Origin of the sequence: Caloranaerobacter sp. TR13, from assembly GCF_001316435.1 — a bacterium.
Taxonomy (GTDB): Bacteria; Bacillota; Clostridia; order Tissierellales; family Thermohalobacteraceae; genus Caloranaerobacter.
In genome coordinates, this window is record NZ_JXLL01000002.1 from 1 (window position 1) to 15,587 (window position 15,587).

At 30.3% G+C, this 15,587-nt stretch carries 11 protein-coding genes and 2 tRNA genes; 10 read left to right on the plus strand and 3 right to left on the minus strand.

What is annotated here, in order from left to right:
• Positions 1-190 precede the first annotated feature (190 nt).
• Positions 191-267, plus strand: a tRNA-Arg gene (locus TR13x_RS03215).
• A gap of 43 nt (positions 268-310) precedes the next feature.
• Here TR13x_RS03215 and TR13x_RS03220 read toward each other — a convergent pair.
• Complete coding sequence (locus TR13x_RS03220) at positions 311-1,327, minus strand: asparaginase (RefSeq protein WP_054870463.1); 1,017 nt, start codon at positions 1,325-1,327, stop codon at positions 311-313.
• 339 nt (positions 1,328-1,666) lie between these two features.
• Here TR13x_RS03220 and TR13x_RS03225 point away from each other — a divergent pair, with 339 nt between their 5' ends.
• The 8 genes from TR13x_RS03225 to TR13x_RS03260 all read left to right on the plus strand — a co-directional run bounded on the left by TR13x_RS03225 (position 1,667) and on the right by TR13x_RS03260 (position 11,257).
• Positions 1,667-2,530 (plus strand): CPBP family intramembrane glutamic endopeptidase, encoded by an 864-nt coding sequence (locus TR13x_RS03225; protein ID WP_054870464.1) that lies wholly within the window; start codon positions 1,667-1,669, stop codon positions 2,528-2,530.
• A gap of 366 nt (positions 2,531-2,896) precedes the next feature.
• A complete protein-coding gene (locus TR13x_RS03230) occupies positions 2,897-3,604 on the plus strand; it encodes a DNA alkylation repair protein (protein ID WP_054870465.1) in 708 nt (235 codons plus the stop codon).
• A 567-nt stretch (positions 3,605-4,171) separates the two neighbouring features.
• Positions 4,172-5,341: a class I SAM-dependent rRNA methyltransferase gene (locus TR13x_RS03235; RefSeq protein ID WP_054870466.1), complete on the plus strand. Its 1,170-nt coding sequence runs from the start codon at positions 4,172-4,174 to the stop codon at positions 5,339-5,341.
• 425 nt (positions 5,342-5,766) lie between these two features.
• Positions 5,767-7,296, plus strand: a complete 1,530-nt coding sequence (locus TR13x_RS03240; RefSeq protein ID WP_054870467.1) for a glutathione ABC transporter substrate-binding protein — start codon at positions 5,767-5,769, stop codon at positions 7,294-7,296.
• A gap of 149 nt (positions 7,297-7,445) precedes the next feature.
• Positions 7,446-8,372, plus strand: coding sequence for a nickel ABC transporter permease (nikB, locus tag TR13x_RS03245; protein WP_054870468.1), 927 nt, complete (start codon positions 7,446-7,448; stop codon positions 8,370-8,372).
• Between the two features lie 32 nt (positions 8,373-8,404).
• Complete coding sequence (locus TR13x_RS03250) at positions 8,405-9,277, plus strand: ABC transporter permease (RefSeq protein WP_054870469.1); 873 nt, start codon at positions 8,405-8,407, stop codon at positions 9,275-9,277.
• Between the two features lie 19 nt (positions 9,278-9,296).
• Positions 9,297-10,292 (plus strand): ABC transporter ATP-binding protein, encoded by a 996-nt coding sequence (locus TR13x_RS03255; protein WP_054870470.1) that lies wholly within the window; start codon positions 9,297-9,299, stop codon positions 10,290-10,292.
• A complete protein-coding gene (locus tag TR13x_RS03260; RefSeq protein WP_054870471.1) occupies positions 10,292-11,257 on the plus strand; it encodes an ABC transporter ATP-binding protein in 966 nt (321 codons plus the stop codon). The genes TR13x_RS03255 and TR13x_RS03260 overlap by 1 nt, the downstream gene beginning before the upstream one ends.
• 24 nt (positions 11,258-11,281) lie before the next feature.
• On the opposite strand, the gene TR13x_RS03265 is transcribed toward TR13x_RS03260, so the two are convergent.
• The gene (locus TR13x_RS03265) at positions 11,282-13,366 is read right to left on the minus strand and encodes an ATP-dependent helicase (RefSeq protein ID WP_152912102.1); all 2,085 of its coding nucleotides are present in this window, start codon (positions 13,364-13,366) and stop codon (positions 11,282-11,284) included.
• A gap of 228 nt (positions 13,367-13,594) precedes the next feature.
• On the minus strand, positions 13,595-14,815 hold the full coding sequence (locus TR13x_RS03270) for a NupC/NupG family nucleoside CNT transporter (protein ID WP_054870472.1): 1,221 nt from the start codon (positions 14,813-14,815) through the stop codon (positions 13,595-13,597).
• A gap of 502 nt (positions 14,816-15,317) precedes the next feature.
• On the opposite strand from TR13x_RS03270, the gene TR13x_RS03275 reads away from it, so the two are divergent.
• Positions 15,318-15,401: transfer RNA gene (locus tag TR13x_RS03275), tRNA-Leu, on the plus strand.
• Positions 15,402-15,587: the final 186 nt, after the last annotated feature.

The following is a 15,587-nucleotide window of genomic DNA, read 5'->3' on the forward strand; positions in this document are numbered from 1 at the left end:
ATGAAAGTTGGCTTTTTAGCCAACTTTTTTTTATAATCCATAATCTATTCAAATCCAAGATTTTGTTCATATAATTGTACAAATATGGTTAATATATTATTGTAATGCTGTTTAGTTTTTTGTAAAATAATATTTGTTAATAGATTTAAATATTTAACATTTACCATTTAAAATTTAAAATTGGCTTCCTGCGCCCTTAGCTCAATTGGATAGAGTAGTTGGCTTCGAACCAATTGGTTGGGGGTTCGAGTCCCTCAGGGCGCACCAAAAATACTAAAAGCCTGGTTTTATCAGGCTTTTAGTATTTTAATTAGTTTATATTAGTGTATTTTTTCAACTTAAATTCTATCCTTGTTTCACCGACTATTTCTTGTTTATGATTTTTGATTTTTAAGACATAATATTTTTCGAGTTTCTTTAATTCTTCGTTTGTTATAATTCTTAATTGCCTTAATGTTTCTAATACTACTGCTGATAGGATTTTTGAGTTCCCGTCTTCAATTTTAAAAGCTATTCCTATTCCTTTATTTTTTAATCCAATTGCATAGTAAGCAGAAGCTCCTGATTTAGCAAATAACCTGTCTCCACAAACTTTCATTAAATCAGTACAAATTCTATTTGTTCCTCCAACCATTTCAGGATACTGAGTCATTGCATTTATAATTTTTCTAACAACATTTTCTCTATCAGAATTAAAAACTTCAGGTTTAGATAACTTGGCAAAGCCATGAGCAAATTTATATAATGGCATAGCATGAACGACAGCACCACATCCATCCACAGCTGTTACTATTTCATCTTCATCGTATTCACATATTTCAGATATAGTTTTCATTATTCTTTTTTGTACAGGATGTTCTGACTTGTAATATGAACCTAAATCTTCACCATAGTATTTAGCTGTGATAAGCATACCAGCATGTTTGCCTGAACAATTGCAATGTATATTTTCAGGTTTTAATCTATTGCTTTTCAATTCCTCTGCAGCATAATCAGCTATAGGATAGTGTGAACCGCATTGAAGATATTCTTCATTTAAACCTGCTTTTTTTAAAATACTTCTTACTGCATTGACATGAAAGCTTTCACCACTATGAGATGCACAAAATATAGCTATTTCTTTATCTGTTATTCCATATTCTTTGATTGCACCACTTTCTAAAACGGGTATAGCTTGTATGGGTTTAGCAGACGAGCGAGCAAATGTTACTCTTTTAGGATCACCGTAATAGTAAAGTATTTTTCCTGTATAGTCAACTACTGCAATATGGCCTATATGAGTAAGGTCTATTATATTCCCCCTATAAGTTTTTGCTATTATCGACATTTATAGACCCCCTTATAATCAAATATACTTTAATTGTATCATATTATTTTATAATTTATAGGAAATTATAATCAAATCTTTCAATATTAAAATCAAGGTTGATTTTATTGAAACTTTGTCTGACATGTTTACACATGCCAGAGCTGTTATAAACTTTATTAAATTGTGGATAATTTAAATATAATTTCCGTTATAATTTTCAACAAAATCTACATTATAGTTGATTTTAAATCGAAGATTTTGTTTTAAAAAAAGATTGACATTCAGTATACGATTTTAATAAAATATAGATTAAGTTTAAGATTTTACCATTTATTATTGTGTTTGGGGGGCAATTAAATGAAAAAATATTTAAAAATGTTTGGTAGTGTTTTATTATTAATAAGTTTATATGTTATACCTCAATTTATTGCAGGAGCTGTACTAGGGGTAGTTATTGCGCTTAATAATATTGAAAAAGCTCAAGATCCAGCTTTTTTACAACAGATGATTAATACAAATATTCAATATGCAATGCTTTTAGGAATAGTGATTTCTACACTAATATTCTTTATTGGATATAATAAGATGAAAGATAAAATTAGAAACTGTAATTTTACATCAATTAGCTTTAAAAATATTAGTTTTGCTGTGCTTATTGGATTTTTGTTTAATATTTTTATCAGTTTAATACTTATGTTAATTCAAACAAGTAAAACATTTATGAATTCATCAGATATTCAGGAAGTTTTTTCGAATTATGCTGAAAATGTAGGCTTTTTGATGGATGGCAATATTGTAACTGTTCTTTTAATAATTGGGATTTTGGTACCTATTTTTGAAGAAATTCTATATAGAGGATTAATATATAAAAGATTGGCTGAAGATATTAATATATGGGCAGCTATAATTATACAAGCTATTTTGTTTGGATTAACTCATTTTAATTTAATACAAGGATTATATACGTTTGTATTAGGTATTATATTGGCGTTAACTTATCATTGGGTAAAGTCAATATGGGCACCGATTATTATACACATAACTTTTAACTCTGCTAATTATGTTGTGAAATTTATACTATCATTAGTGGAGAATAGTACAGTAGGTATTATTATTACCTCGATAATCAGTTTTGCATTTATTTTAATTATACTATATAAAATCAGAAAAAATTACATTGGGAAATATGATGAAACAAGTGAAGTTACAGCTATTGCTTAAGTTTAAATTAAAATAGAGATGAAGCATTCATCTCTATTTTAATTTCATTTAGCTATAATAGTTACATCTACAACTTTATCCCAATTGTACCGGGGATTATTGTAGAAGTTATCTTAGTTTTGTATGTTATTTTGAAAGTTGATATATATATATAAACTTCATACAGTATAGTTCACTAGAAAATAAAAATCTCCTTATAGCTATACTTTGCTAGTAACTATAATATGTAAGATTTTGTTGATAAGATATACAGAGTTATCATAAATTCTTGAAGGCATTAGATATTAAATCTAGAATATAGATAATATTGAAAATTTGTATTTCGTGTAGATAGACAAATTTATATGTTATAAATAGGAGGGTTATATGGATAAGGTTAAAGCTATTAAAAATGAGTTATCAAAATATATTGATGAAGAAAAAGCAAAGTATCTACCCAATTTTTTTAAAGCTTTCCCTGGGGGGTATGGCGAAGGGGATAAATTTATAGGAGTAGCTGTGCCAAATCAAAGAAAGGTGGCGAAAAAGTTCAAAGATTTATCTTTAAATGAGATACAGAAGCTATTAAATGAAGATATACATGAATATAGATTAACAGCATTATTTATATTAGTTCATAAATTTCAGAAAAGTGATAACATAGGGAAAAAAGAAATAGTGGATTTTTATATAAAAAATATTAATAGAGTAAACAATTGGGATTTAGTTGATTCAACAGCTTATAAAATTTTAGGTCCATATTTAATAGATAAAGATAAGTCTTTACTATATGATTTTGCAAAAACAGATCATCTCTGGAAACAGAGGATTTCGATTGTTACTACTTACTATTTCATTAAGAATGGGAAATATGAAGACACATTAAAAATTTCAAAACTACTATTAGACCATAAGCATGATTTAATTCATAAGGCTGTAGGTTGGATGTTAAGAGAGATAGGTAATAGAGATAAAGAAGTAGAAGTAGAATTTTTAAAAAAATATTATAAAAAAATGCCAAGAACTATGTTGAGATATGCAATAGAAAAATTTGATAAAGAGGAAAGAACTAAATATTTAAAAGGGGAGATATAGCGTTAGAGTTAATAAAGCCAGGTAATCAATCTTTTAATTGATAACCTGGCTTTTTATGAATAGAATCTGAAGTAGCTATAACAACTTTGTAACGACTTTGGTGGAGTTTTTTCAGCCAAACTTTCAACCTACCCTTCTATATAACTTCTAGAGTTTAAAACTTCTTAAAACTTTATTTAAAAAATTTTTTCTTGAAGTTAAAATAGAATCTTACTTAAATTAGATAAAACTTAAACTTTTGTATAAGTTATAAGTTGCTATAAGCTACTAGATTCTATTCTTTAAAGAAGAATATTTAATTATATTCTTCTTATTCTATATATACCAATAAAAACATATCTTAAACATTAATTTAGAATTATTTTAATGAAAATGCAATTTTGAGACAATGAACCAGGTTCGTTGTTTCAGTTCTTTGTTAAATAAAATTAAAAATGGAAGGCAAATGACGAATAGCGAAAGTCGAATGACCAAAATGGCGTTTGGCCATTTTCAAATATATTTACAACTATCGTTAAATAATATATGATAGAAATGTTCTAAATTAAAGTTAATGGAGGACTGAAAATGGCAAAAGTAATTTTGAAAAAACATAGAGATAAGAGAATATTAAATGGTCATTTATGGGTTTTTGATAATGAAATTGAACGAATTGAAGGAGATTACGAACCCGGTGATATTGTAGATGTATACAATAGCATAGATAAATTTTTAGGAAGAGGTTACATTAATCCAAAGTCTAAAATACGAGTGCGTATTATGACACGCAAACAAGAAGAAATAAATAGAGAATTTTTCAAAAAGAGAATTGAAAACGCTTGGGAGTATAGAAAAAGATTGGTTGATACATCTAGCTGTCGTGTCATATTTGGAGAAGCTGATTTTATTCCAGCTCTTATAGTTGATAAGTTTAGTGATTACTTAGTAATTCAAACCCTTGCATTAGGTATAGATAAATATAAAGATATGATTGTTGAACTTCTTGATGAAATTATCAAACCAAAAGGGATATTTGAAAGAAATGATGTTCCAGTAAGGGAACTAGAAGGATTAGATCAGAAAAAGGGATTTTTAAAGGGACCATTTGATACTAAAGTTGAAATCGTTGAAAATGGAATAAAAATGATTGTTGATATAGAAAATGGACAAAAAACTGGATATTTCTTAGATCAAAGAGAAAATAGAGCTGCTATTAAGCTACTAGTTAAGAATGCTAGAGTATTAGATACATTTACACATACAGGAGGATTTGCATTACATGCAGCACACTATGGTGCTAAAGAGGTAATAGCTGTTGATATTTCAGAACATGCAATAGACTATGTACAACAAAACGCAAAATTAAATGGATTTGAAAATAAAATTCAAGGTGTTGTAGGTAATGTTTTTGATGTACTAAGAGATTATCATAAAAATAAAGAAAAATTTGATGTAGTAATATTAGATCCACCAGCATTTTGCAAGTCACGTTCTGCTTTAAAAGGAGCATATCGAGGATACAAAGAAATTAATTTAAGAGCAATGAAGATAATTAAACCAGGCGGATTTTTAGTTACTTGTTCATGTTCTCACTACATGACACCAGAATTATTTATGGAGATGATTCAAGATGCAGCAAAAGATGCTAAAAAGACATTAAGACAGATAGAAGTGCGTACTCAGGCAAAAGACCATCCAATACTATTAGGTTCAGATGAGTCATTATATTTAAAATGTGTAATTGTGCAGGTTATATAGAGCCAACGAATTTAGTTCGTTGGCTCTATATTTTAGCGACCGTTGGTCGCTTTTTATTGTTAATTCAATATTATTGAAATTTTGTGAAAAATTAAATAAAGTTAACAAATTAAATGTTAAATTTTTTTAAAAACAGCTTACAAAGCAGTAAAAATACACATTCTTGCGAAGTGCGCTAAAATACTGGTAAAGAAAACCATTGAAAATCCAATAAGCATATTGTACTATGTTAATTGTCGATTTAATACCAACCTTGCCGAATTTGTTAACTCCTCTATCATTTTAATTGTTTGAAAATTTAGCTTCTTAAAAAAATTAAAGGTTCCAATTTTCATTGTGTCATAACAGAATGTGTTATAAGTTTTGTCTCTAAAGCGAGGGAGCCCTCGATGAAAAATCTATAAAAAATAAAGGAGGAAAACGTTATGCTAAGAAACAAAAAACTGATTTTAGTAGTAACTTCAATTTTAGTATTAGCCCTTGCTTTAGCTGGATGCGGACAAAAACCAGCTGAAGATGCTAAGGTACAAAAAGATACGATAGTAGTTGCACAAAGTGCAGATGCAAAATCATTAGATCCACATGCAACAAACGATTCAACATCAGCAAATGTAATGACTCAAATTTATGACACATTAGTTTATGCTACAGAAGACATGGAATTACAACCAGGATTAGCTGAAAGTTGGAACCAAGTAGATGAGACAACATGGGAATTCAACATTAGAAAAGGTGTTAAATTCCACAATGGTGAGGAATTAAAGGCAAGCGATGTTAAGTTTACATTAGATAGAATGATGCAATCAAGCAAAGTAAGCCATATAATAGAAGCGATTGATTCAGTAGAGGTAGTTGACGATTATAAAGTTGTTATAAAAACTAAAGAACCATTCAGTCCATTGTTAGCACACTTAGCTCACAGTGCAGCATCAATATTAAATGAGAAAGCTGTAAAAGAAGCAGGTGAAAATTACGGACAAAATCCAGTTGGTACTGGTCCATTTAAATTCGTAAGCTGGGAAGCAGGAGATAAAATAACTTTAGAAAGATTTGATGATTACTTCAGAGGACCTGCTAAGATTAAAAACATAGTATTTAGAGTAGTTCCAGAAGGAACAAACAGAACAATAGGATTAGAAACAGGAGAAATTGATATTGCATATGGTATAGAGCCAATCGATAAGGATAGAGTAGCAAATCACGAAAAATTACAATTAATTGAAGCACCATCATTAGCTATGTACTATATCGGATTTAACGTTGAAAAAGCTCCATTTGATAACAAACTTGTAAGACAAGCTATAAGTTACGCTATAAATCCAGATGATATAATTGAAGCCGTTTTAAGTGGTTCAGGATTTAAAGCTAATTCACCAATTGCTCCAGGAGTATTTGGATATAACGATAAATTAAACAGATATCAATACAATCCAGAAAAAGCAAAAGAATTACTTAAAGAAGCAGGGTATGAAAACGGATTTAAAACTAAACTTTGGATAAGTGGTTCATTAGCTAACCAGATAGCACAAATTGTACAAGCTCAATTAAAAGAAGTAGGTATAGATGTAAGTATTGAATCTTTAGAGTGGGGAACTTATATAGATAAAACTGCAAAAGGAGAACAAGAAATGTTCTTCTTAGGATGGGGAACAGTTACTGCAGATGCTGACTACGGTTTATATCCATTATTCCACAGCTCAGCAAAAGGTTCAGCAGGTAACAGATCATTCTATTCAAATCCAGAAGTTGATAAGTTATTAGAACAAGGTAAAGTTACAACAGATGTTGAAAAGAGAGCAGAAATATACAAAAAAGCTCAAGAGTTAATTATGGATGATGCACCAATATTCCCATTATTCTACAAAGTTCAAAATGCTGGAACACAAAAATTCATAAAAGGATTTAAACTTCATCCAGCAGGACACCACAAACTATATAATGTATACTTTGAATAAAAATTAATTTAAATAAAAATTCACAATGAAAAGTAAAAAGTAGGACCAAACTTCGGTCCTGCTTTTACTTTCAAGAGGAATAATACAAAATTTTGTGACAAATCAAATAATAACGACAATTGCAATGATATTTCGGAAGGAGGAATACAATGCATAAGTATATACTTCGTAGATTACTTTTGCTTATACCTGTTATTTTAGGTGTAACTTTTATAGTATTCTCAATAATGTATTTAACACCTGGAGATCCAGCTCAAATTATCCTTGGAGAAAGTGCGCCACCTGAAAAGGTTGCACAATTAAGAGAAGAAATGGGACTTAATGATCCATTTATTATACAATATTTCAGATTTGTAAAAAATGGTTTAAAAGGTGATTTCGGTAGGTCATATTCTACTAGAAGACCTGTTTTTTCAGAGATATTTGCAAGATTCCCAGCGACTTTAAAACTTACTATAGCAGGAGTATTGGTTGCAATAATAATAGGTATTCCTGTAGGTATTATTTCAGCAACCAAACAATACTCGCTATTTGATAATGTTAGTATGATTGGTGCATTACTTGGAGTTTCAATGCCTAACTTTTGGTTTGGATTAATGTTAGTTCTTGTATTCTCAGTTATGTTAGGATGGTTCCCTTCAGGAGGAGACAATGGTTTGGCAAGTTTAGTACTTCCAGCAATAACATTAGGTACAAGTGCAGCGGCATTAATTACTCGTATGACACGTTCTTCAATGCTTGAAGTTATAAGACAAGATTATATAAGAACAGCAAGAGCTAAAGGTGTTTTAGAGAAAAAAGTAATTAACAAACACGCTTTGAAAAACGCATTAATTCCAATTATAACAGTTGTAGGTTTACAGTTTGGTTATTTACTAGGTGGTGCTGTTTTAACAGAGACAGTATTTTCATGGCCTGGAGTAGGTAGATTATTAGTTGATGCAATAAGACAAAAAGATACTCCAATGGTATTGGCTTCAGTTGTTTTCGTATCAGTAACATTCAGTTTTGTAAACTTGATGGTTGATATCCTATATGCATACGTAGATCCAAGAATAAAGTCACAGTATAAATAATTTTCAATTCACAATGTGAAGGAGGTTAAAGGATGGCAGCGGCTAAGAAAAATAAGAAAAGAAGCCAATGGGCAGAAGTTTGGAGAAGGCTTAAGAAAAATAAAATGGCAATGGTAGGACTTGCTATTTTAACAATAATAGTTTTAATGGCTGTGTTTGCTGATGTTATAGCTGATTATGATAATGTTGTTATAAAACAAAACTTAAAAGAAAGATTACAAGGACCTAGTGCAAAACACTGGTTAGGAACTGATGAATTTGGCAGAGATATTTTTGCAAGATTAATACATGGTGCTAGAGTTTCTTTAAAAGTAGGTATTATAGCGGTAGGCATATCTATAATTATCGGAGGTATATTAGGTTCAATAGCAGGTTATTACGGTGGATTAGTTGATAATATCATAATGAGAGCAATGGATATATTTTTAGCTATACCAAGTATATTATTAGCAATTGCTATAGTATCAGCTCTTGGTCCAAGCTTAATGAACTTAATGATTGCTGTTGGTATTTCATCTGTTCCTTCTTACGCAAGAATAGTTAGAGCTTCAGTATTATCAATTCGTGACCAAGAGTTTATAGAAGCTGCAAAGGCTATAGGTGCGAATGACTTAAGAATAATATTAAAGCACATTATTCCTAACGCATTAGCGCCAGTTATAGTACAAGGTACATTAGGGGTTGCAGGTGCTATTCTTTCAACTGCAGGTCTAAGCTTTATCGGTTTAGGTATACAGCCGCCAGCACCAGAATGGGGAGCTATGTTAGCAGGTGGTAGAGCTTATTTAAGATACGCTTGGCACGTAACTACTTTCCCAGGTTTAGCTATAATGATTATAATATTAGCATTAAACTTCTTAGGTGACGGATTAAGAGATGCTTTAGACCCAAGGCTAAAACAGTAGTAAGAAGGGAGTGTTATGGATGAAGGAAAATAGAGAACTATTAAATATAAAGAATTTAGTTATACATTATATAACTGATGATGGAACAGTTAGAGCTGTTAATGGTATAGATATAAAGCTTAATAAAGGTGAAACATTGGGATTAGTTGGTGAAACAGGAGCAGGTAAAACTACTACTGCTTTAGGTATAATGAGATTAGTTCCAAATCCTCCTGGAAAAATACTAGAAGGTGTAATAGAGTTTGAGGGCCGTGATTTATTAAAAATTTCAGAAGAAGAGATGAGAAATATCAGAGGTAACAAAATATCAATGATATTTCAAGACCCAATGACATCTTTAAATCCAGTAATGACAGTTGGAGAGCAGATAGCTGAGGTTATTGAAATACATCAGAATGTTTCAAAACAAGAAGCTATGGAAAAAGCTGGAGAAATGCTTGAGCTAGTTGGAATACCAAAAGCTAGACTTAATGATTATCCACATCAATTCTCAGGTGGTATGAAACAAAGGGTTATCATAGCTATAGCATTAGCTTGTAATCCACAATTACTAATAGCAGATGAGCCTACAACAGCACTTGACGTTACTATTCAAGCTCAAGTATTAGATTTAATGAACAATTTAAAAAATGAATTCAATACAGCAATGATATTGATAACACATGACCTTGGAGTTGTTGCAGAGGTTTGTGATAAAGTAGCTATTATGTATGCAGGCGAAATAGTTGAAACAGCTTCATTAGAACAATTATTTGAAAATCCAAAACATCCTTATACACTTGGATTATTTGGTTCAATTCCAAAATTAGATGAAGAAGTAGATAGATTAAAACCGATAAAAGGATTAATGCCAGACCCAACAAATCTTCCATCAGGATGTAAATTCCATCCAAGATGTCCTTATGCAAAAGATGTTTGTGCAAAGCAAGAACCAAAGATTACAGAAATTGAAAATGGACATAAGGTTAAGTGTTTGATATACGAGGGATTAGTAGATGCTGAGGAGGTGAAATAATGGCAGATAGAATTTTAGAGGTTAAGAATCTTAAGAAACATTTCAAGACTCCTAAAGGATTATTGCACGCTGTTGATGGCGTTAATTTCTATATAGAAAGAGGAAAGACTCTTGGAGTAGTTGGAGAGTCTGGTTGTGGTAAGTCTACAACAGGTAGATTAGTTTTAAGACTATTAGAAGCTACAGACGGAGAAATATTATTTGAAGGTCAAAATATAAGAAACTTCAATAAAAAGCAGCTTAGAAAACTAAGAGAAGAAATGCAAATTATCTTCCAAGACCCGTTTGCGTCACTTAACCCAAGGATGACAGTAAGTGAAATAATAGCAGAACCACTTATTATACACAAAATTACTAAAAACAGAGCTGAATTAGATAAGAAAGTTTCAAAGCTAATGGAAACAGTTGGTCTTGCAGAAAGACTAGTTAATGCATACCCACACGAATTAGATGGTGGTAGAAGACAAAGAATCGGTATAGCAAGAGCGTTAGCGTTAAATCCTAAATTCATAGTTTGTGACGAGCCAGTTTCAGCATTAGACGTTTCAATACAAGCACAGGTTTTAAATCTAATGCAAGATTTACAAGATGAACTTGGGCTTACTTATATGTTCATAACTCATGACTTATCAGTAGTTAAACATTTCTCTGATGATATTGCAGTTATGTATTTAGGTAAGCTAGTTGAAAAAGCAGAATGTAAGGAATTATTTGATAGACCATATCACCCATATACTAAAGCTTTATTATCTGCTATACCAGTACCAAGCATTAAGAAGAAAAGAGAAAGAATCATTCTTAAAGGAGAGGTATCTTCACCAATTAATCCGCCACCAGGATGTAGATTTGCAAAGAGATGTCCTTATGCTAAGGACAAGTGTTTCAATGAAGAGCCTAAATTAGTAGATATAGGCAATGAACATTTTGTTGCATGTCATTATGTAAAAGAGATAAATAATATTTAAAAACATAAAGCGGCATTTGCCGCTTTATGTTTTTAGTAAGTTTTTTTCCATACAAATTCTTGTAGATAACTGTTTTATACCCGCTTTTTCAAAGTCTATTATAATATTCTCATCATCTATAAATTTTATAATTCCTATACCAAATTTTTTATGCACTACAGTAGCACCAACTTTATAATCATGCCTTAATGGTTTACCTATAGCTTCTATTTCTTGAACAAACCTTGAAGGAAGTACTCTTTCTCCATTTTTAAAGTTAATAGTTATCAAATTAAGATTTCTTTTAGCTCTAGTAATTCCTACATAAAATAGTCTGCGTTCTTCTTCGAAAGGCTCAATAACATTTAATTCTAATGCTTCAATACTGCTAGACGAAGGGAATTCACCATCTATTAGATCTATAATATATACATTTTCAAACTCTAATCCTTTTGCTGAATGTATAGTTGAAAGGGTTACTGCATTATTTTTATTAAATTTCGTATGTTGTAACATTTCAGCTAAGCTATTTAATCTTGCTAAAAATTCATTAATAGAATTAGTTTCTTTAGCAATTATTTTTAGTATTGATATTATAGTGTTTGAATATTCGAATGAATTACCATATTTTCTTGAATTATTTATAAGAAATTCTCTGTATTGTAGTTCGTTTTCTATAAAACATATTGCATCATAAGCCTTTAGTTTGGATAAGTATTTGAAGTTAGATTTCAATCTGATGTAATTTCTTTTTTGAAAGTTTTTTAATTCTGGTAGATTTATCAGACTTTCAAAAATATTTTCATTTGGCTTTGCTGATTTTATATATTCAACACTTTTCTTAGTAATATAACCATTCATTTTATAGTAGATTTTTTGAAAAGAATTTATATCAGTATTGTCTAAAGAAAGCTTCAAGAAAGAAATTATGTCCTGACAAACCCAATGTTTAAATACATGTAATTTCTTTGTATCCTTTATATAGAATGAAATATTATTTCTTTCTAGCTTGTCTATTAAGCCTACCGAAGATATATTATTCCTAAAAAGTATAGCAGTAGTAGATAAATCCTCAATTTTTTTTAATTGTCTGATAATGTATTCTATTTGATCAAATTCATCATTTAATTTAATAATTTTTATCGGTTCATTTTCTTCATTTCTGGTATATAAGTTTTTCTTAAATCTAATTTTATTTAATTGTATAAACTTGTTACTGATGTCTACTATAGTTTTAGTTGAACGAAAGTTTTCTTCCATAAAGAACATTTTAGCATCAGGATAATCTATATTTTTAAAATTTAATAGTTCATGAGGTGTAGCTCCTCTAAATCCATAAATAGACTGGTCATCATCAGCCACTACAAATAAATTATTTTTAGGATGTGCAAGTAGTTTGATTAATCTGTTTTGAATTTTTGATGTATCTTGCCCCTCATCTACTTGTATATAAGGATATCTTTTTCTGCATTGAGCTAAAATAACTGGATTATTTTCTAATATATTTAGAGAAAGGGTAAGCATATCGTCAAAATCTATAAACCCTGTCCTTTTTTTATAGTTTTCATATTCTATAAATATATTGTATAGATTTTTTATACCAGAATTATTGAAACTGTTAATGTCTTCTGGTTTAATCATCATGTTTTTTATATAACTTATAGTATTTATCAAATCTTCTAGTTTTTCTTCATTAATTTGTATTTTATTAATTTTATAGTAAATTTCTTTAAGTAATAAACTTTTATTTATTTTAGAATTATTACCTTCTAAAAGTTCATATTTTATTCCTTTTATTTTAGAAAAGTATCTTATGACTGAATAGGAGAAACTGTGTATTGTAGAAAAATTAGGCTTTACATTTGAGACATTGCCGAAAGTTGATACAAATCTATTTTTCATATCTAAAGCAGAGGCTTTACTGAATGTAATAGTTAGAATATTATTTGGATTAACTTTATGATTTAATATTAAGTTCATAGTTCGGCATATAAGGACTGTGGTTTTACCTGCACCGGGAACAGCTAGAACGATTGCTGGTCCTTCTTTATGTAAAACAGCTTCCTTTTGTTGCTTAGTAAGGCATATTCCAAATTTTTTATCAAGAAGCTGAAAAAATCTATTTTGCAACAGAAGTTCCTCCTTAAAATAAGATTACCTTTCATATTTTAACATATTTTATAGGGAACAGAGAACAGGGGACAGTGGACAGGGGAAAAATATAAAATTGAAAATGTAAAATGCAAAATTAGAAATTGGGTACTTGGTACTGGGTAATATGTATGAGCGTTATTTTTTCAATTCATTAATTAATATAAAAAACTAAAGCCCTGGATAACCAGGGCTTTGTATACTATATTAGATTAATATACCTGCAATTGTAGCTGTCATAAATGCAGCAAGTGAACCGCCTATTAAAGCTTTAATACCTAACTTAGCTATATCAGAACGTCTTTCAGGTGCTAATCCACCGATACCACCGATTTGAATTCCGATTGAACTGAAGTTAGCAAAACCACAAAGAGCATATGTTAATATGATAATAGTTCTTTGACTTAATACACCATCTTTGATTAAATTTGATAGATTTGCGTAAGCAAAGAACTCGTTTATAACGATTTTTTGACCTAATAGATTACCTGCTTGAATTACATCGCTCATAGGTACACCCATGATAAATGCTAATGGAGCAAATAATCTACCTAGTATCCATTCTAAGCTTAAGAAATCAAGTCCTATTATGCCACCAAACCAGCTTAATAATGAGTTTAGTAAAGCAACCATAGCTATAAAAGCAAGTAACATAGCTCCAACGTTTAAAGCTAATGATAAACCTTCACTAGCACCTCTTGCAGCAGCGTCTATAACATTTGCATCTAATTCTTCTAATTTAACATCAACTTGTCCTTTAGTTACCGGCGTTTCTGTTTCTGGAATCATTATTTTAGCGATAACAAGGCTGGCAGGTGCAGACATTATACTAGCAGCTATTAAGTGACCTGCATCAACACCCATTGAAACGTATCCTGCCATAACTCCACCTGCAACAGTAGCCATACCACCTGTCATAACTGTTAATAACTCTGATTTAGTCATTGATTTAATGTATGGCTTGATTACAAGAGGAGCTTCTGTTTGTCCAACAAATATATTTGCTGCTGCTGATAAAGATTCAGCACCACTTGTACCCATTAATTTAAGCATTACTTTAGCTAATAATGATACTACAACTTGCATTACGCCTAAGTGATATAAAATAGTCATAAGTGATGAGAAGAAAATTATTGTAGGTAATATTTGTAGAGCAAATATAAAACCAAAACTTTCTATATTTAGTAAATTGCCGAATAGGAAAGCTGTTCCTTCTTTTGTGAAATCAAGTAATTTTGTTACTAAATCGCTTAAGAATGTAAAAGCAACTTGACCAGGCGTCCACTTTAGAACTAAAAGAGCAAAGATAAGTTGAAGAGATGTACCTATTAATACAAGTCTCCAATTGATCTTTTTCTTATTTTCAGATAATAAGTAAGCAATAAAAATCATTACGAAAACACCTAAAAAACTAATTAATTTTTCCATTTGTATCCCCTTTCTAACTTTTATCTTTGGATTTTCCAGAAAATAAGAAACGCTTTCCCATTATAGCATAACCCTAATGGGTTTGCAAAGAAAAAATTTTAAATGTAAAAAAACTTTTTTAAATAAAATTGAAAGCGAAAAATAGCGACAAGCATTATTATAGCAAACGTTTTAACTAAAGGGAATAAGTAATTTATGGAAATGGGTACTTGGTGCTGGGTACTAAATACTTGGTACTGGAATTAGAGAATAGGTGCCAGGGTACAGAGGGCAGGAGAAAACTAAGTAGGGGACAGAGGACAGGAATAAAAAATTGAAAATTGGAAATGCAAAATTATTTGGTTATTCATTTTTCGACAGTCGAATGACGAATAGTGAATTACGAATTAAGAATTAAGAATTAAGAACATCGAATAGTGGGCAACAAAATAGCAAAAAACTATTGACAATGTATATAATAGTATGTATAATTAATTTTGTCGGCAAAACGCTTATGGATTACGCGGGTGTGGCGGAATTGGCAGACGCGCTAGACTTAGGATCTAGTGCCTTTGGCGTGGGGGTTCGAGTCCCTCCACCCGCACCACTGACATAAAGTAAAAAGCCAATGGGTGAACCATTGGTTTTTTTCGTATTTTCAAAAAAAGTATTTTATACAAAATAAGACAATAATAGACATTGAAAAAATTTTTATGATATAATATAGTGGTTCAAGACTGATTTCCTATGGATTAGAACAAATGGATTATAAAAATGGCATCAAAAGGCGATA